Origin of the sequence: Pseudomaricurvus sp. HS19 (genome assembly GCF_009857815.1) — a bacterium.
Taxonomy (GTDB): domain Bacteria; phylum Pseudomonadota; class Gammaproteobacteria; order Pseudomonadales; family Cellvibrionaceae; genus Pseudomaricurvus.
The window spans coordinates 844188-862672 of sequence record NZ_WVVW01000001.1; the positions used below are offsets into that span (position 1 = coordinate 844188).

Below are 18485 nucleotides of genomic sequence, written 5' to 3' on the forward strand. Positions count from 1 at the left end.
TAGTATACATAGCCCCCACAACGACCGGGAGCAGCAAATCCGGCCAGCCAACTGCCCTGGAGGCACCCTTGGACAAATTCCTGCTACTGCTGGGACTCGCCGGTCTCAGCGACGACGAAAACTCCCGCGCCCGCCTCTGTGCCCGCATGCTGGAGTGGCCCATGCTGGCTGCCGGTTTCTGGCTGATTGCGCTCTGGTACAGCGGCCTGGACAACCCCGAAAACACCCATTTGAAGCTGGATTTCGTGCTCTGGAGCCTGTTTGTGCTGGAGACTTTCCTCCTCACAGCCCTGAGCGATAACCCACGCCTCTATTTGCGTCGCAACTGGATGAACCTGGTGATTATCGTTGTTGGGCTGCCACTGTTTATCGGCATGCCCAGCTATATGGGCTTTATACGTCTGCTGCGCCTGTTGATAGTGATCGACCTGAGCATGCACATGGGCTCCCTGCTGCACAAGCTGCTCACCCGCGACAGCCTCGCCCCCACGTTTATCGGGTCGATGATTGTGGTAGTGATGGCGGGGTTTATGATCGCCGGGCTGGACCCGGCTATAGAAAGCGCCTCGGATGGCATCTGGTGGGCGTGGGTCACCATTACCACGGTGGGTTACGGCGACATTGTTCCCTCAACCGACATCGGCCGCCTGTTTGCCGCCATCCTTATGGTGGTGGGGCTGGGGCTTATCTCGCTGCTGACCGCCAGTATAGCCGCCTGGCGGGTCGCCCGCTCCGGCGCCAGCAGCGAAGCCGAGGACCGGACTCGTATCATGCACCTGGAAGAGCAGCTGAAACGCATTGAGAAGAAACTGGACAGGTTGAGCGAAAAACATACGCCGCCGGAATAATATAGCCTCCGGCCCTTTCCAGTTATATGGCTATTGCAAATAGATTTAAAAAATTTAGCGGGAATACTGGCAATCTGTCGGGCCTGACCAATAATAAGGTTACTGGTGAGCATATCCCCCAAGTGCGTGCACCAGTGGAGCTGGACGGCGACAGTCGAGCTCGCTTTTAAGGGTTTGTCCTTAAATGTTTCACTCCTAATGGTCTTGGCCCGACGCTCTCCCCCAGACGTCGGGTTCTTTTTTGTCCGCGTAATTTCCTATCCCTTCTCCGCGCGAACCTGCTGATACCAGCCGGACGGATTTACGATTTCCCCCTCATCATCCAGCGGCGGATAGTCCAGGCCCCGCTCGTCACAATACGCGCTTACTACTGGCTGGCACCAACGGAATAGAAGGCGTTGGTATTCCTCCTGATCCAGCCTGCTTTGGTCATACAGACCTGCCTGCTGTCTCTGGTAACGGACTTCCGTGAGGATAATGGCGGCAGCAACAGAAACGTTAAAGGACTCCACCATCCCTACCATAGGGATAATGACTTCGGCGTCGGCCATCTCCAGCCCCTCGGGACTGACCCCCTCCTTCTCCGTGCCCAGCAGCAGCGCTGTAGGCTGGGTATAGTCCAATTGCCGGTAATCTACCGCCCGCTCAGACAGGTTGGCCGCCACCACACGAAAGCCCTGTGCCCTGACCTCCTCCACCGCAGCCCCAATGCTGTTGTGAAGCCTGGTGTCTACCCACTTGTGACTGCCGAGCGCGGTACCCCGATAAGCACGGTAGCCCTTGCGGGGCTCAACACAGTGCAAACGGGGAATTCCAACGGCATCACAGGTGCGTACGATAGCGGAGAGATTGCGCCCCTTGTGAACCTCGTCAGTGATGACAGTAAGATCGGGTTGCCGGTAATCCAGCACCCGTCGAATGGTGGCGTAACGCTCCGGGGTCATGTGGCCTCAGCGATTGAATCAGGTAACAAGGTGGCGGATTATATCAAATTCGTGTCACCGTTCGTGACACCAATTTGTCACAAACAGAGCACATACTTTTTTCCACAGATTCTGTGGATATCCCGGTGCATAACCTTTAAATATGATGTCCCAACCCCCTGATCAGGGGTACCCTCCACAATTTGTTCAATTTTTAACCACACCCTTATTAGTATAATAATTTCAATAGGTTAGGCTTTTTTTACAGTCGTTTTTTGGTGGTTGGTGTGCTTTTTAACCACTTGCACCAGATTGATTCAGACTGTGTGCATAACAAGTAAGCGTCCATTAACTGTGGAACACCCGTAGTCACAAAAGCTTCAATGCACAAACACATTTCTGTCACAAAATAGTCACGCTGCAGCAGGTCGCTGCGACTATTTTCAGACACAAAAAAGCCCGGTGGAAGCCGGGCTTTTGCCATTGGGCTGGCGTGCGGTTCTTACCAGCAGGTGTTACCGCGCCTTATGCGCCAGGCGCGCTGCGTGCAGCAATGGCTCGGTATAACCGGAAGGCTGCTGCTTGCCTTTGAACACCAGGTCGCAGGCAGCCTTAAACGCAATACCGTCATAGGATGGCGCCATCGCCTCGTACTCGGCGTCACCACTGTTCTGCTGGTCCACCACCTTCGCCATACGCTTGAGGGCTTCCATCACCTGCTCTTCGCTGCAGATACCATGCTCCAGCCAGTTGGCAAGATGCTGGGAAGAGATTCGCAGTGTGGCACGATCCTCCATCAGGCCGACGTTATTAATGTCAGGCACTTTTGAACAACCAACACCTTGGTCTACCCAACGCACTACGTAACCGAGGATACCCTGGGCGTTATTATCCAGTTCGAATTTAATCTGCTCCGCAGAAAGGCTGGCCGGATCCTGCAGCACCGGGATGGTGAGGATATCATCGAGGCTGGCACGCCCACGGCTCGACAATTCCTGCTGGCGCTCAAAAACATTGATCTGGTGGTAATGAATGCTGTGCAGCGTGGCGCCGTTGGGCGATGGTACCCAGGCGGTATTGGCACCCGAACGGGGGTGACCAATTTTCTGCTCCAGCATGGCCGCCATCTCATCGGGCATGGCCCACATACCCTTACCGATCTGGGACTTGCCAGGCAGACCGCACTCGATACCAATATCCACGTTCCAGTCTTCGTAGGCGTTGATCCACGGCTGCTGTTTCATCTGTGTTTTAGGTACAAATGGTCCTGCCAGCATGGAGGTGTGGATCTCGTCGCCGGTACGATCGAGGAAGCCGGTGTTAATAAACACCGTGCGTGCCTGAGCCGCCCGGATGCACGCTTTCAGGTTGACCGTAGTGCGACGCTCTTCGTCCATAATGCCGACTTTCAGCGTGTTTTCCGGCAATCCCAGAGCCTTTTCCACACGGCCAAACAGCTCGACGGCAAACGCCACCTCCTCCGGTCCGTGCATTTTCGGCTTCACAATATAAACGCTGCCGGTACGGGAGTTGCGGCGGCTGGTATTGCCTTGCAGGTCATGGATTGCCGCCAGGCTGGTGATCATGGCATCCATGATTCCTTCCTGGATTTCATCGCCGTTTTTATCCAGGATGGCCGGGTTACTCATCAGGTGACCCACGTTGCGCACAAACAACAGGCTGCGCCCATGCAGGGTCAGCTCACTGCCGTCAACCGCGGTGTAGTCGCGATCAGCGGTCATGGTACGGGTCATCATCTTCCCGCCCTTCTCGAAGCTGTCAGACAGGGTACCCTTCATCAGGCCCAGCCAGTTTTTGTAAACCTCCACCTTGTCTTCGGCATCGACGGCAGCAACGGAATCTTCGCAATCCATGATAGTAGTTACGGCCGCTTCAACCAGCAGGTCCTGTACACCGGCGGCGTCTGTTTTACCGATAGAGCCATCGCGATCGATCTGGATCTCAACGTGCAGGCCATTGTTCTTCAACAAGACTGCGCTCGGCTGTGCAGCATCACCGCGGTAGCCGATACATTTCTCCGGTTGCTGCAGACCGGTAGTAACACCGGAAGCCAGGCTTACCTGCAACTCACCGTCGATGATACGGTAGGCGTTAGAGTCGACATGGGAGCCTTCCCTGAGTGGCGCAACGGTATCGAGATGGTTTCGGGCAAAGGCAATCACCTTGGCGCCGCGTACCGGGTTGTAACCTTTACCCTTTTCAGCACCACCCTCTTCGGAAATGGCGTCGGTGCCATAGAGAGCGTCATAGAGGCTGCCCCAACGTGCATTGGCGGCATTGAGGGCAAAGCGGGCGTTCTTGACCGGCACCACCAGTTGCGGACCGGCCTGGGCGGCGATCTCTACGTCCACATTCTCAGTGGTAATACGGAAATCCTCACCTTCCGGCAGCAGGTAGCCTATCTCCTGCAGAAAGGCCTTGTAGGCGGCCGCGTCGTGAGGCTGTCCCTTGTGCTCCCGGTGCCAGCCGTCAATGGTGGCCTGCAGTTCATCACGCCGGGCCAGCAGTGACCGGTTCTTCGGGGTCAGATCATTGATGATGGCCTCAAACTCAGCCCAGAAATGATCGACGTCCACTCCGGTACCCGGCGCGATCTCGCCGTTAACCAGATTGAACAGCTCTTCTGCGATCTGAAGACCGCCTTTCTGTACACGTGAAGTCATGATGATCTGCCTTGATTTGTCTTGATACGAAAAAGCACGGCTGCGGGTGCTCTGGCCCCGAAGCAGCCACTAAACACCGTTTCAGCAGCAAAAAAGTCTATCCCACGCACCACAATATCTAAAATTTATCGTTTTTATATCCGCTATTCATATAGAAAATATATATTCAGTTCTGATCCAGTGTTTCCGCCACTTCGGTGATCAAACGGCGCATCCAGCGATGCTCGGGGTCATTGTGCAGCAGCGGACTCCAGGCCATCTTCAGCTCGAACGGCGGGATATCAAACGGCGGCGGCATAATACTGAGACGATTGTTGTTGATCTGCTGACGCGCCAGTTTGCTGGGCAAGGTGGCAATCAGGTCTTTCTGCTCCGCCAGCAGTGCCGCGGCCAGGTAGTGACGGGTAAATACCGTAATGCGCCGCTTTTTGCCCAGCTCCCCCAGAGCCACATCCACCCAGCCCAGACGCTGCACATCCTCCGGGTTGACCCCCACACCCACACCCATGCCGGTTTTACTCACCCACACATGCTGGGATTCCAGATAGGCTTCGAGGTCAAAACGCGCCAGGATGGGGTTCTTCTTGCTTAACAGGCAGCTGAACTGGTCCAGCCAGAGGGACTTCTGGTGGAAGGACTGGGGCATGGAATCAAAGCGGTTGATCACCATATCCACCTTGCCCTGCTCCACATCCTGATAACTGACATCGCTGGGGGTCATGATATCCAGAGTGACGTGGGGAGCGAGGTTGCGCAGTCGCGCCAGCAGTGACGGGATCAGGGTGCACTCGGCGTAGTCACTGGCCATGAAACGGAATACCCGGCGGCTCTCCTCCGGCACGAAGCTGGAGCGCGGCTGCACGGTCTTCTCCAGTTCCAGCAACAGGTGGCGGATCTCGGGCTCCAGCTCCCGCGCACGCTCGGTCGGGGTCATACCCTCACTGGTACGCACCAGCAGCGGATCGTCAAACAGATCCCGCAGTCGCTTGAGACCGTTACTCATGGCGGGCTGGCTGATGCCCAGCTGGTTGGCCGCCCGCGTCACGTTACGCTCACGCAGCAAAACATCCAGATAGACCAGTAAATTGAGATCAATACGAGCAATATTCATAAACGGAATACCGAATATAGAAACTATAAATTAGGCGAATTCTCGCAAAATACCTAGACTCTGTCATGTGCAAAATTCAACCACTCGATCTAAACGCGAGGAAACGCCATGTCTCTGTACACTCAAAACATCGAGTCTGTAACCGAACTCAAGAACGCTGCCGGCAGCTCTTGGGATGCTATCAACCCTGAGTCTGTTGCCCGGATGCGCGCTCAGAACCGCTTCCAGAGCGGTCTGGATATCGCCCGTTACACAGCCAAGATCATGCGCGAAGACATGGCGGCCTATGATGCCGACAGCAGCCAGTACACCCAGTCCCTGGGCTGCTGGCACGGCTTCATCGGTCAGCAGAAGCTGATCTCCATCAAGAAGCATTTCGGCACCACCAAGCGTAAGTACCTCTACCTGTCCGGCTGGATGGTTGCTGCGCTGCGCTCCGACTTCGGCCCCCTGCCCGACCAGTCCATGCACGAAAAGACTGTAGTTGCCGGCCTGATTGAAGAGCTGTACAAGTTCCTGCGCCAGGCAGACGCCCGTGAACTGGGTGGCCTGTTCCGCGCCCTGGATGCCGCCCGCGAAGCCGGTGACAACGCCAAGGCTGCCGAGCTGCAGAACCAGATCGACAACTACGAGACTCACGTAGTGCCAATCATTGCCGACATCGACGCCGGTTTCGGTAACGAGGAAGCCACTTACCTGCTGGCCAAGAAGATGATCGAAGCCGGTGCCTGCTGCATCCAGATTGAAAACCAGGTAGCTGACGAGAAGCAGTGTGGTCACCAGGACGGCAAGGTAACCGTTCCTCACGATGACTTCCACGCCAAGATCCGCGCTGTGCGCTACGCCTTCCTCGAGCTGGGTGTGGATGACGGTGTTATCGTTGCCCGTACCGACTCCCTGGGTGCCGGCCTCACCAAGCAGATCGCTGTGGTCCGTGAAGAAGGCGACTCCGGTGACATCTACAACAGCTTCCTGGACTGTGAAGAAGTAACCGTTGCCGACATGAAGCAAGGCGATGTAGTTATCAAGCGTGGCGACAAGATCCTGCGTCCCAAGCGCCTGCCTTCCGGCCTGTTCCAGTTCCGTCAGGGTACCGGTGCCGACCGCTGCGTATTCGACTGTATCGAATCCCTGAAAGCCGGTGCTGACCTGCTGTGGATCGAGACCGAGAAGCCTCACGTTGGCCAGATCGGCAGCATGGTAAACCGCATCCGTGAAGTGGTGCCAAATGCCAAGCTGGTGTACAACAACTCACCAAGCTTCAACTGGACCCTGAGCTTCCGTCAGCAGGTGTTCGATGCCTGGACTGAAGAAGGTAAGGACGTTGCCGCTTACGATCGTGCCGCCCTGATGAGCGCCGAGTACGATGCCACCGATCTGGCTGTTGAAGCCGATCGCCGCATCCAGAGCTTCCAGGCTGACGGTGCCCGTGAAGCGGGTATCTTCCACCACCTGATCACCCTGCCGACTTACCACACTGCGGCCCTGTCCACCGACAACCTGGCCAAAGAGTACTTCGGTGCAGCGGGCATGCTGGGCTACGTGGCTGGCGTACAGCGCAAGGAAATCCGCCAGGGTATCGCCTGCGTTAAGCACCAGAACATGGCCGGTTCCGACATGGGTGACGATCACAAAGAGTACTTCTCCGGTGAGAACGCCCTGAAAGCTGCCGGTAAAGACAACACCATGAACCAGTTCGGCTGATCAAGGTGTGACCGGGGAGCGCTATTGCTCCCCTGATACAACAAAAAGGCGACCAATGGTCGCCTTTTTGTTTGATTGGATTTTGATACACTGACGTTCCATGCGTTAACCCAGCCTGACAGGAGTCACGCCATGACCACTCCCCCCGTTGTTGCCCAGGACTATGACCGTCTCACCGCCGATGGATTTGTGTATGACAACACCTGGTTTCATGGCACCTCCTCCGGCCTGCTGGAAAACATCCTGCAACAAGGCCTGAAACGTTCCGGCGACGCCGAATTGGAAACTGCCCTGCACAACACCATGACCACCATTGGTGACCGCATGACAGACCATCAGGAACCGGTGTTTCTCTGCCCGGCAAAATCCCTGGCCTGGTACTGGGCCCTGCAGACCGTGCGCAAGCGTCACAGCCGTCTTGGCAACGACGAGGAGCCGGTGATCCTTGCTGTGACCCTCGGCGAGGACAGTGCATTGCAGGTACTGCCTGACGTCGGTGCAGCCAGTATCCTGATGCACCCGGAAGGCGAGGACTACCTGGCCTACCTGTCCGGCATCTACCACGAGCGGGACCTGCCCCACCCCAGCCTCAATCCGGTACAGGCGGATCGCCTTGATTACCTGAAAAAGCTGGGACTGGCTTACTGCAATGCCGATATTGGCCCTGAATACCTGCAGCTGGTAACACGCTGAAATATCCCGGCAGCCATGCTCTACACCATAGGTTACGCCACCAAGTCCGTTGACGTTTTTCTCCGGCAACTGCTGCAATATGGCATCTCTGCCGTTGCTGACGTGCGCTCTGTCCCCTTCAGCAAGGCCTTTTTTGATTATCACCAACCGGCGATTCGGCAGCATTTGGAAAACGCCGGCATCCGCTACGTTTACCTGGGGGATGAATTGGGCCCGCGCTCAAAGAACCCCGACCATTACGATGACTGTGGACAGGTACAGTTTGATCGCCTGAGCCAGTCGGAGCTGTTCCGGCAAGGCGTTGAACGGCTGCAGGACGGGATGGGAAAAGGTTTCCATATTGCCCTGATGTGTGCAGAGAAGGATGCCGCCAGCTGCCACCGCAGTTTGTTGATCGGCTACGCGATGCAGCGACAGACCGGGCTGGAGTTACAACACATCACCCACGACGGCGAGCTGGAAACCCAGCAGCAGCTGGAAGCACGGCTGCCACTGATGCATCAACTGGAGCAGGACCTGTTCCTGTCACGGGAGGAAGCCCTGCAACGGGCCTACCGCATGCAACTGCAAAAGACCTCTTACCGAAAGCCCCGCGACGATGACGGCAGGCCTTAGCCTGCCGAACCGCCGGCCTGGATTGCCGTTACGCCAGGCTTTTGCTCACCACCTCAAACACATCCCTTGAGAGCCCCTCTTCCGCCTTGACGCGCTGCAGGGCTTTCAGCATCAACGCCTGACGCTTCTCGTCGTAACGTTTCCACTTGGTCAGTGGTGTCAACTGACGGGATGCCACCTGCGGATTGAGCTTGTTCAGCTCTATGATGCGATCGGCAAGAAACTCGTAACCGCTGCCATCCGCGGCGTGGAAATTGACCGGGTTGTTGCCACAGAACGCGCCAACCACCGAGCGCACCTTGTTGGGATTACGGATATCAAAGGCTTCGTGCTGCATCAGCCGCTGTACCCGTGCCAGCCCGTCACTTAACGGGCAGGCCGCCTGCACCGTCAGCCACTGGTTGACCACCAGTGCCTCGTGCTGCCACTTGCGGTAAAAGTTATTCAGCACCACCGGTGCCAGCTTCTGTGCCAGTGCCGAGTCGCTGTTAACAATGGCGGCAAGTGCTGCCATCTCGTCGGTCATATTGGTGGCGCCGTCAAGCTGTTGCTGTGCCAGCTGCACATAGAGGTCACTGCCGGACTTCACCAGGAACGTCAGTGCCGTATTCTTCAGGCTGCGACGGGCCATGGCGGCGGCATCCACCGAGAATGGACCTGTATCGGTGTTGGCCTGATAGGCGGCGTTTAATTCTGTCTCCAGTGCACCCGCCAGGTAAGCCTTGACGTACTCGCGGGAGAAATTAATCGCCTCCACATCAATCACAGTGGCAATCTCGCTCAGGTAGCCCTCACTGGGCAACTGCAGCATCAGGGCAACAATGGCGGGATCCAGGGACTGGTCATTCAGTACTGCGCGACAGGCTTCCACCAAGGCCTGATCCACCTGGTAATTGCGGTCACCCCGGTGGGCACGCATGACGTCCTCAATAACACCCACTGCCAGCTTCTGGCAGGCATCCCAGCGACTGAAACCATCACTGTCACCGCTCATGATGGCCTGCAGTTGGGCGCGGCTATAGGGGTACTCCAGCTTTACCGGCGCAGAAAAGTCACGCAGCAATACCGGTATGGGTCGTTCTGGTAATCCGGTGAAGGCAAAGGTCTGCTCCGCTTCCGTCAACTCCAGCACCCGATGGGTGTTGTCGGAGGTTTCGGTGTCGGGCGCTTCGCCCTGCAGGTGAATGGCGAGATTGCCCGCTTCCCCCAGTAAACCGATGGCCACCGGGATGTGGAACGGCTGCTTTTCGGCGGCTGTCGCTTCCGGCGTATCAGGACAGCTCTGGCTGATGGTCAGGCGATACACGCCTGCGTCCTCGTCGAACTCATCCGTCACCTGCAGGCGCGGCGTTCCCGCCTGTGAATACCAGAGTTTGAATTGGCTGAGATCGCGGCCGGAGGCCTCTTCCATGGCGCTTACAAAATCTTCGATGGTAGCAGCGCCGCCGTCGTTGTTGGCGAAATAGAGATCACTGCCTTTGCGGAAAGTCTCAGCCCCCAGCAGGGTGTGGATCATACGCACCACTTCCGAACCCTTTTCGTACACAGTGAGGGTGTAGAAGTTGGAAATCTCCATGAAGGACGCGGGGCGCACCGGGTGCGCCATGGGACCGGCATCCTCGGCAAATTGCAGCGTCCGCAACAGGGAGACATCCTCCACCCGCTTGACCGTGGCCGAATTCAGGTCCGCCGAGAACTGGGAATCACGGAAGACGGTAAAGCCCTCTTTCAGGCTCAGCTGGAACCAGTCGCGACAGGTGACCCGGTTGCCGGACCAGTTGTGGAAATACTCGTGCGCCACCACCGACTCCACCCGCTGGAAACCGAGATCCGTGGTGGTCTCCGGCTTGGCCAGCACGCAGGAGGTGTTAAAGATATTGAGGCCCTTGTTTTCCATGGCCCCCATATTGAAATCGTCCACCGCCACGATCATGTAGATGTCCAGGTCGTACTCGCGCCCGTAGACCTCCTCGTCCCAGCGCATGGAGTTCTGCAGCGAACGCATGGCGTGGTCGCATTTATCCAGGTCCTTGCTCTCGACAAAGATTCTCAGGGTGACGTCACGACCACTGCAGGTGGTGAAGCGGTCCTCAATAAACTCAAGGTCACCGGCCACCAGCGCAAACAGGTACGCGGGTTTGGGAAACGGGTCGTGCCAGACAGCGTAGTGGCGGCCATTCTCCAGCTCGCCGCTTTCGACCTCGTTACCGTTGGACAGCAGTACCGGAAACAGCGCCTTGTCCGCTGCCAGCCGTGTGGTGAAGACGCTCAGCACATCGGGGCGGTCGAGGTAGTAGGTGATTTTGCGGAAACCCTCTGCCTCACACTGGGTACAGAACATGGTGCGGGATTTGTAGAGCCCTTCCAGGCTGGTGTTGGCGGCCGGATCGATCTGCACGCTCACGCACAGCTCAAAACGGTCCTGAACATTGGGCAGCAACAGTGTTTCGTCGGAGAGTTCGTATTCGCCCTCGTTTAACTCACGGCCATCCAGCGAGATTCCCAGCAGTTTCATCTCCTGGCCACTGAGCAGCAGCGGCGCTGCAGGATCGGCAGCGGCCGGGTTACGGCGCATTACAAGACGACTGTTAACGCGCGTCGCGGAAGGCTGAAGATCCACATCGAGGTGGGTCTCGTCGATGAGAAAATCCGGTACCTTGTAGTTTTTCAGGTAAATCGTCTGCGGCTGAGAGTCTCTGCTGGCTGCCATTTGCATCCCCGTATTCTGCTGTTACGCGCCGCCTGTGTCGTCAGGCAGCCCGGTAAAGTTCGATATGATAGGCGCCGAATTTGCGCATATTGATGACACCGGTGTCGAAGATCAGGTACTGGCCTTTAATACCCTGCAACACCCCTTCCACCTCAGGCTCTTTATCGAGATTAAAGCTCACCACCTTTTTCGGGTAGGTATCGACCGGATAACGGAAGTCATACTCCTGCGCCTGCTCGATAAACTGTACAGCCTGTACGCCATACTCCCGCTGCAGCGCAACGATCTGGTCCCAGGCGTTATCCAGCAACTGATCGCGCAGGCTCACCAGGTCAATGTAATCCACATCGCCCTTGAGCATGGTGCGCCAGTTGGTCTTGTCCGCCACCTGATCCTTCAGGATCACTTCCAGCAAACCGCTCAGGCGGCGGGTTGCTACGCGGAAAATCGGCAGTGCCTGAATAGCTCCCTGGTCCATCCAGCGCACCGGCACCTGGGACTGGCGGGTAATTCCCACCTTGGCACCGGAAGAGTTGGCCAGGTAAACAATGTGGTCCGTGAGGCAATGGGTCTCGCCCCACTCCGGCTCCCGGCAGGTGCCCGCGTCGTAATGACACTTTTCCGGACTGACGATACAACTGTCGCACTGTGCCAGCTTCTGGAAACAGGGATAGCAGTAACCCTGATTGAAGCTCTTTTTGGTTTTGCGGCCACAGTGGCAACAGTGGATATCGCCACCATAGACCAGCTTCAGGCGCTGACCCAGTAGTGCATTCATGTCACACAGGCTGTCGTCCAGCGGCAGCTGATAGGCCACGGTGTCGTTGTGGCTGGTTCGCATTTTATTGACATGACCCGCGGCCAGTAACTCCCAACCCATGCCGATCACTGCCACTTCAACGGTTTTTCTTCCGGCTCGGCCACTTCGCCTTCACCGCCACAGTGCTGGTGCGGTTTGGGCGGCACATACCCGGTGCGCTCTTCCGCAGGCAGGTGCTTGAGTTCATAGGCGATCACCGCCTGCATGCTGTGCTCACGCTGCTCCTGGGTCAGCGGCCGGCCGTCCGGCCATTTGCCCAGTTCAATGGAACGCTTCAGGTTCTCATAGACCTCTGGCGTGATGCTGTTAATCAGCTCATCAATATTCATCGCTTGTACCTTCAAAAAATCAACAACAACTCAAAAACGAAAAACCGCTCCTGCCAGCTCCGCTCAACGGCGCAGGAGATACAGCAGGCCAGCCACACCAATGCCCACCAGCAAACCACCAACATGAGCGGCATTGGCAATCCCCATCCCGGTAAGGCCGCTGACTACGCCACTCATACACAGCACCAGCCACACCAGCATAAAACCGACAATGCCGCCCGGCAGGCGTGTCTCTGCCGAGGGCCGCAGGCGATGGTGTATCCACAGCACACCCAACAGGCCGTAAAGCACACCGGACAAGCCGCCAAACTGTGACGGACCGGCCCAGATAAACTGCGCCATATTGCTGAGCACACCGATAAAGACAATCATGGTGAGCAGGCTAAGGCTGCCGAAGCGGTGCTCCAGCCGGCGCCCGAACTCCCAGATCCAGAGGCCGTTAAAAATAATATGCAGCGGGCCAAAGTGCAGGAATATCGGTGTCAGCAAGCGCCACAACTCTCCCGCCTGCCAGGCCGCCATGGGAGAGTAGTAGATAAGCTTATTCTGTGTCACAGCCACCGGCTGAAAACTGAGCATGGAGGTCAGCGGCCCGAAGCTGCCATCCCAGTACACCAGCAATGCGCCGAGAACACCCAGCAACAGCGTCACCAGAGTGACCGGATAGCGCCACAACAACCACAGCAGGCCGACGCCCTGACGGCGCATCTCGCGACGAATGGTGAAGTCACCATGCAATGGCTGCTGCGGCGCTCGCTCCAGTGCTTCATGCACGCCTTCGTTCTGCAACCAGTGCTGCAGTTGCCCGGCAATGTTTTCATCCGCCACCCACAACACCTGCTGGCCCCGCTCCTCCACCACCCGGTGATCAACGCCCCGGGCGAGCAAAAACTCCATCAGCGGTTGCAGGTTCAGGTGCAGTCCGAATGCGGCCACGCGATACCAGTCCGCCATCATGCCTGCACCTGCTTTACAAAACTATTCATCGTAGAGTTCAGAGTCGTCCACCATAGTGGGGTCGTGATACACCCATACAAATTTTTCCTTGCTGAGATTCTCCTCACCATCAAAGCGGTAGGCGGTGAGACGGCCGAAATTAACTGCGCTGTAGTCAAGGCAGGCGATGTTATGACGCAGCGGTGCCGGGCGCCCGGTTAACCAGTAGTGGCCGAAAAACACCGGTACAGCGTCGGCCGGGTAGTAAACCAGGTCGTCCTGGTGACGCGGCTGAATCGGCTCCTCATCAAGCCCATAGGGCAATGGGTCAGGCTGAAACACCAGGTCGCCATAAGTCTGCGGGCTGTTAGCCCAGAACTTGGTACGAAAGAATCGTCGTACAAAACCGTCCTTGCCCTCAACCTGCATGCCTTCCGGCAGTGGAATATTGATACCGCGGGTAAGGCGATCAATGGTGCGTGCCTCGCTGCTGCCCTGACTCTGCGCTGCGCTGAAAAAGCGTGGGCTCATATGCCCGGAGCCATACTGCTCAAGGATCCTGTCAATCAGCGCCTGATCCCAGCAGGCGTGCACCACCCGGAACCAGCGGTTTTCGATAAACAACGGTAAACGCATCAGCCAGCCGATCAGTTCATCCCAGGCCGGAAGATTGTGCCGGTACTGTTCCAGGGTGGCGTGCATCAGGCGCACAAGCCGCTCCGACAGGGCACTGCTGGAACCGTGCTCCATATACTCGCGGCAGGCGCTGGCATTACGCAGGGCCAGGTACTCGTGATTGCCCATTACCATGCTGGCATTACCACTGTCGCACATGGCTTTCACCAACTGGACGGTTTGCGGAATCGCCGGCCCGCGATCCAGCAGGTCACCGACAAAAACCGCGCGGCGTCCCTGCGGGTGATGGTAGGAACTGCCATCATGCTCATAACCCAGTTTCTGCAACAGGCGCTCAAGCGCGTCACAGCAGCCGTGCACGTCGCCAATAATGTCTGTTGCTGATTCCGATGCAGTGACCACTCGACTACCCGACCCTACTCTCCCAGGTGACTGCCCCAGCCCAGTTTACTGCGGCAGGTTTCATAGAAGTTGTGATTTAGCGGGTGAATCAGGTGCAGCTTGTGCGGTTTTTTATTGATCAGGATCTGGTCGCCGGGATTGGTGACTACATGACTCTGGCCATCGCAGGTGACATGGGGATAGGCCCGGTTGTGCTCGCCCACCACAATCCGGATCTCGCTGTTGCCATCCACCACAATCGGCCGGCTGCTGAGGGTGTGGGGATTCATAGGTACAATCACGATGGCATCCAGCTTCGGGTGCATAATTGGACCGCCACCACTGAGGGCGTAGGCGGTGGAGCCGGTGGGGGTAGAGATAATCAGGCCATCGGAACGCAGGCTGTAAACAAACTGGCCATCGATGTAGAGCTCGAGTTCGATCATGCGTATGAAACGACCCGGGTGGATCACCACGTCGTTAAGCGCCTCGCCGGTGCCCACCAGTGCCCCCTGACGGACGACAGAGGAGTCCAGCAGGAAACGGGTCTCCATGATGTACTTGCCCGCCAGCACCTCTTCAACACGCGCCTCAATGTCATTGGGGCTGATATCGGTGAGAAACCCCAGGCGACCGCGGTTCACGCCCAACAGCGGAACCTTATGGCGGCACAGGGAACGCGCAGCGCCCAGCAGGCTGCCATCGCCACCCACCACAATCACCAGGTCACAGGTTTTGCCGAGGGTATCGTTGTTGGAAACCTCCAGATCCGGCACAGACAGGCTGCGCGCGGTCTCCTCTTCCAGCACCACTTCCAGCCCGGCGCCCTGCAGGTAGTTTATCAGGCGCTTGAGCGTGCCCAGTGCACGATCACTGCCGGCCCTGCCTACCAGGCCAATACGATTAAACTCTGACATATCCAGACTGTTGTCCCAGCACTCGTTAAAGGTGGCTATTATACCCACTCACACCCACCCCGTCAGGAGCACTCAATGATCACCGCCTCCTCGCCCCTCTGGCGCAAGCTGCAGCACCCGCTGGTGCGTGATCTCGCCTGGTGCCTGATGAGCCCGGAGTTAATGGCCCCGGGCACCGGTTGCGACACCTTCAACACCGGTCAGCAGGACGCCATACAGGCGCGACTGCTTGAGCTGGAGAGCAATCCACCCCCTCTGGAGCACTGGATGGAGCAGTGCCATTCCCGGCGACTGGGGCTGATTTTCGAGCACCTGTGGCAATTCTGGTGGCGCCACTGCAGTGCCGACAGCGGAGAATGGCTATTCAACATGCAACTGCACCAACACGGCCGTACACTGGGAGAAGCGGACGCGCTCTGCTGGCAAGGGGAGGAACTGCTGCACACGGAACTGGCGGTGAAATTTTACCTCGGGTTTGAAGCCGGCGATGGCACAGCCGCAGGATGGTATGGCCCCGAGGTCAAGGATCGGCTGGACCTGAAATGGCACCACTTGATGGAACGTCAACTGGCGCCGGCACGACTCGACAGTGCCCCGCTGCCCGCACACTGGCACTTCCGGCGTGTGCGATCAGCCCTGCTCTCCCGCGGGCGTCTTTTTTACCCAATGCTGCAAGAGCACTTCCAGGCGCCCGACCCGGCACTGCTGATGCCCCACCACGACAGAGGATTCTGGTTACGTTGCAGCGAACTGCAGCAACTGCCGGAAGGTCACTGGCAACCCTTGCAGCGCCGGCAGTGGCTGGCGCCGCTGCGCAGCAGCGCATCGGGCCTGCTCGACAAGCAACAACTCATTCGCGTATTGCAGCCGCAGCTGACGCCGGATGCACGCCCCCTGCAACTGGCCCGGATGCAACCTGAAAACAGCGAATACTTCGAGGTAAGTCGCTACTTTGTGGTACCGGATAACTGGCCGACGGTGAGCGGGGCCGAGTTCAGGAAGCCTGCCAGCTAAATTCCTTCCCGCTCAAGCTCCGGGTTAAAGCGCCACCACGCCATTGCGCAACAGGTAATCCTGACGGGTGAGAGCGGCCTGCGGCAACTGGTCCACCAGCTCCATCAAACCCGGCTGCAGCACCTTGACGTCGAAACCCTGCTGCTGCAGGAACAGTGAGGCCGGTCGCGCACGCTGACCGCTGTTGCAGTACACCGCGTAGCGCACATCGGCTGACAGCAGGCGTGCCTTCAGTGACAGCAGGTGCAGCGGCAGGCTGGCCGCCCGCGGCAGGTGCCCGGCGCTGTACTCCCCCTGCGTGCGCACATCCAGCAACACCCGCTGCTCCTCAGCGGCCTGCGGCAAGGTACAGAGGGCCACCTCCGGCTCCCGCAGCAGGGAGAGAAAATCCTGCTGCTGCAACACCAGCAGCACCCCATCACTGAGCATGGTTACGGTGGCATTGCGCGGCGACTCCTTGAGCAGTGCATCCTCGCCAAAGCAGTGCCCGGCCCCCACTACAGCCAGTGGCTCAGCCGCCGACCCGCGAGTGACACGGGCCTCCCCGCTCTGCACAAAGTAACAGCAGTCACCCGCTGCACCTTCGCGAATAATCACGTCGCCGGCACGCACCTCCCGGGGCTCCAGTTTCTGCAGCACACGACCGATGTTGGTAGGTGACACCTTGAGGAAGAGGTTCGAACCCAGCAGACGATCCAGCCACAGGTTACCGGCAGCATCGCCCTGCTCCTCCACCGCCGCCAGCCGCAGATGTTCTGCCACCTGGCTCCAGCTGAGCAGCTCATCCAGTCGCTGGCGGTTAATTTTCAGAACTACCGCATCCGCCGCTACCCGGGCTCGATGCCGCCGCGGCAACATGGGAGACAGGGCACCGAGCGAAGTACGCCCCTTTTCCAGGGTGTGATTGCCGTTGGCGTCGGTGAGGGTTACATCACCACTGAGAAGAAAATATTCGCTGCTGTCGAACTGACCACTCTCAAACAGAATGTCACCGGGAAACAGATAGAGCGTATCGCTCTCCTGCAACAGCGCCTGCCGCTGTCCCGGGCTGAGGCTGCCCAGAGGCACCAGGGTATTGAGGGATTCGGGACTGACCTGCAACCTGGCACTATCGCCGGTTACCACCGCTGTACTGCTCATGCCCACTCCCCCTCAGCCGCGGTGCTGTCCAGCCCCGGCACGCCGCGCCGCCCCTGCAGCCCACCACTGTGCAGTACCACAAGGCGCGTGCCGCGGCGCCAGTGACCTTGTGCAGCCAGCTGGCTGATGGCGTAGAGCATTTTCCCGGTATAGACCGGATCCAGACCAACACCGGTTTGCGCTTCAAAATCGACCATAAACTCCAATAACTCCGGCTTAACCCGACCAAACCCGCCAAAACTCTGCTCGTCCTGCACCGTGACCCTGGCAGCACAGGCCGGTGACAGGCCCTGCAACAGCTGTTGCCTGTACGCTGGCAACCCGGGCCCGAGCCTCAATGCGGCAAAGGCCATGATGTCCTGCCGCGCCCCGCAATCCTCAAGCCCCTGCAAAATCCCCCGCAGGGTGGTGCCGGTACCGGTGGCCAGGCAGAGGTTGTCGCCAGGCTGCAACTGTATTCCCAGCCATTGCCCCAGGGCACGGCATCCCACCAACCCCGGGGCGCCACCGCCTCCTTCCGGTACGCAGTAGTAGCCCTGTGGCGTTGCGCCGCCGTGCCCGTCACAGGCCGCGCGGTAATCCAGACGACTGAGGAATTGCAGCTCCATACCCCAGTGCCGGCAGTCCCGTAACGTCGCCGACCACTGTCGTGGCTCGTGTCCACGAACAAAACCCAGCGTCGGAATGCCCAGCGCCCTGCCCACCCGGGCCAGCGCATGCAAATGATTGGAGTAGTAACCACCAAAGGTACAGAGTCCCCGCGCGCCCTGCTGGCGCGCCAGCTGCAGGTGGCCCCAGAGTTTGTAAAGCTTGTTGCCGGACGCTGTCGGGTGCAGCAACTCATCGCGCTTGCAAAAGACCTCGACGCCCGCCTTGTCGAACACCGGGTATGCAAGCCGGGACAGGCCAATGCGCCCTGCCAACTTCTCCGCCGTCCCATCGAGCAGTGGAACTATCGCCTCGCTGCCGCTTTCACTCTGCATGACATGACACCCCACCGCCCCGCACCTGCCGCAAACGGTGA

16 protein-coding genes are annotated in these 18485 nt (G+C 58.2%); 5 read left to right on the forward strand and 11 right to left on the reverse strand.

Features of this window, described 5'->3' with window-relative positions:
• The first annotated feature begins 68 nt into the window (after positions 1–68).
• Positions 69–848: a potassium channel family protein gene (locus GSF27_RS03690; protein ID WP_160965818.1), complete on the forward strand. Its 780-nt coding sequence runs from the start codon at positions 69–71 to the stop codon at positions 846–848.
• A 257-nt stretch (positions 849–1105) separates the two neighbouring features.
• On the opposite strand, the gene trmH is transcribed toward GSF27_RS03690, so the two are convergent.
• The 3 genes from trmH to GSF27_RS03705 form a co-directional block, all read right to left on the reverse strand.
• A complete protein-coding gene (gene trmH / locus GSF27_RS03695; RefSeq protein WP_160965820.1) occupies positions 1106–1792 on the reverse strand; it encodes a tRNA (guanosine(18)-2'-O)-methyltransferase TrmH in 687 nt (228 codons plus the stop codon).
• Positions 1793–2286: 494 nt separating this feature from the next.
• Positions 2287–4455, reverse strand: coding sequence for a malate synthase G (locus GSF27_RS03700; protein ID WP_160965822.1), 2169 nt, complete (start codon positions 4453–4455; stop codon positions 2287–2289).
• Between the two features lie 166 nt (positions 4456–4621).
• Positions 4622–5566 (reverse strand): LysR family transcriptional regulator, encoded by a 945-nt coding sequence (locus GSF27_RS03705; protein WP_160965824.1) that lies wholly within the window; start codon positions 5564–5566, stop codon positions 4622–4624.
• Positions 5567–5674: 108 nt separating this feature from the next.
• Here GSF27_RS03705 and GSF27_RS03710 point away from each other — a divergent pair, with 108 nt between their 5' ends.
• The 3 genes from GSF27_RS03710 (at position 5675) to GSF27_RS03720 (ending at position 8578) form a co-directional block, all read left to right on the forward strand.
• Positions 5675–7270, forward strand: coding sequence for an isocitrate lyase (locus GSF27_RS03710; RefSeq protein WP_160965826.1), 1596 nt, complete (start codon positions 5675–5677; stop codon positions 7268–7270).
• 132 nt (positions 7271–7402) lie between these two features.
• The gene (locus GSF27_RS03715) at positions 7403–7963 is read left to right on the forward strand and encodes a hypothetical protein (RefSeq protein WP_160965828.1); all 561 of its coding nucleotides are present in this window, start codon (positions 7403–7405) and stop codon (positions 7961–7963) included.
• A 15-nt stretch (positions 7964–7978) separates the two neighbouring features.
• Complete coding sequence (locus GSF27_RS03720) at positions 7979–8578, forward strand: DUF488 family protein (RefSeq protein WP_160965830.1); 600 nt, start codon at positions 7979–7981, stop codon at positions 8576–8578.
• 28 nt (positions 8579–8606) lie between these two features.
• On the opposite strand, the gene pepN is transcribed toward GSF27_RS03720, so the two are convergent.
• The 6 genes from pepN to GSF27_RS03750 form a co-directional block, all read right to left on the reverse strand.
• Positions 8607–11288: an aminopeptidase N gene (pepN, locus tag GSF27_RS03725; RefSeq protein WP_160965832.1), complete on the reverse strand. Its 2682-nt coding sequence runs from the start codon at positions 11286–11288 to the stop codon at positions 8607–8609.
• A gap of 40 nt (positions 11289–11328) precedes the next feature.
• Entirely contained in the window at positions 11329–12129 is an 801-nt protein-coding gene (locus tag GSF27_RS03730) for a DUF2797 domain-containing protein (protein WP_160965834.1), read from the reverse strand.
• A gap of 44 nt (positions 12130–12173) precedes the next feature.
• Entirely contained in the window at positions 12174–12437 is a 264-nt protein-coding gene (locus GSF27_RS03735) for a YeaC family protein (RefSeq protein ID WP_160965836.1), read from the reverse strand.
• Between the two features lie 63 nt (positions 12438–12500).
• Entirely contained in the window at positions 12501–13394 is an 894-nt protein-coding gene (locus tag GSF27_RS03740) for a rhomboid family intramembrane serine protease (protein WP_160965838.1), read from the reverse strand.
• A gap of 21 nt (positions 13395–13415) precedes the next feature.
• Entirely contained in the window at positions 13416–14411 is a 996-nt protein-coding gene (locus tag GSF27_RS03745; RefSeq protein ID WP_160965840.1) for a metallophosphoesterase, read from the reverse strand.
• A 14-nt stretch (positions 14412–14425) separates the two neighbouring features.
• Positions 14426–15307: an NAD(+) kinase gene (locus GSF27_RS03750; protein WP_160967472.1), complete on the reverse strand. Its 882-nt coding sequence runs from the start codon at positions 15305–15307 to the stop codon at positions 14426–14428.
• Positions 15308–15382: 75 nt separating this feature from the next.
• Between GSF27_RS03750 and GSF27_RS03755 the strand changes: the two genes are divergently transcribed.
• Positions 15383–16321 (forward strand): DUF1853 family protein, encoded by a 939-nt coding sequence (locus GSF27_RS03755; RefSeq protein ID WP_160965842.1) that lies wholly within the window; start codon positions 15383–15385, stop codon positions 16319–16321.
• A gap of 24 nt (positions 16322–16345) precedes the next feature.
• On the opposite strand, the gene GSF27_RS03760 is transcribed toward GSF27_RS03755, so the two are convergent.
• Both GSF27_RS03760 and GSF27_RS03765 read right to left on the reverse strand, forming a co-directional pair.
• On the reverse strand, positions 16346–17461 hold the full coding sequence (locus GSF27_RS03760) for a cyclic nucleotide-binding domain-containing protein (RefSeq protein ID WP_160965844.1): 1116 nt from the start codon (positions 17459–17461) through the stop codon (positions 16346–16348).
• The gene (locus GSF27_RS03765; RefSeq protein WP_160965846.1) at positions 17458–18444 is read right to left on the reverse strand and encodes a 1-aminocyclopropane-1-carboxylate deaminase/D-cysteine desulfhydrase; all 987 of its coding nucleotides are present in this window, start codon (positions 18442–18444) and stop codon (positions 17458–17460) included. The genes GSF27_RS03760 and GSF27_RS03765 overlap by 4 nt, the downstream gene beginning before the upstream one ends.
• Between the last annotated feature and the right edge of the window lie 41 nt (positions 18445–18485).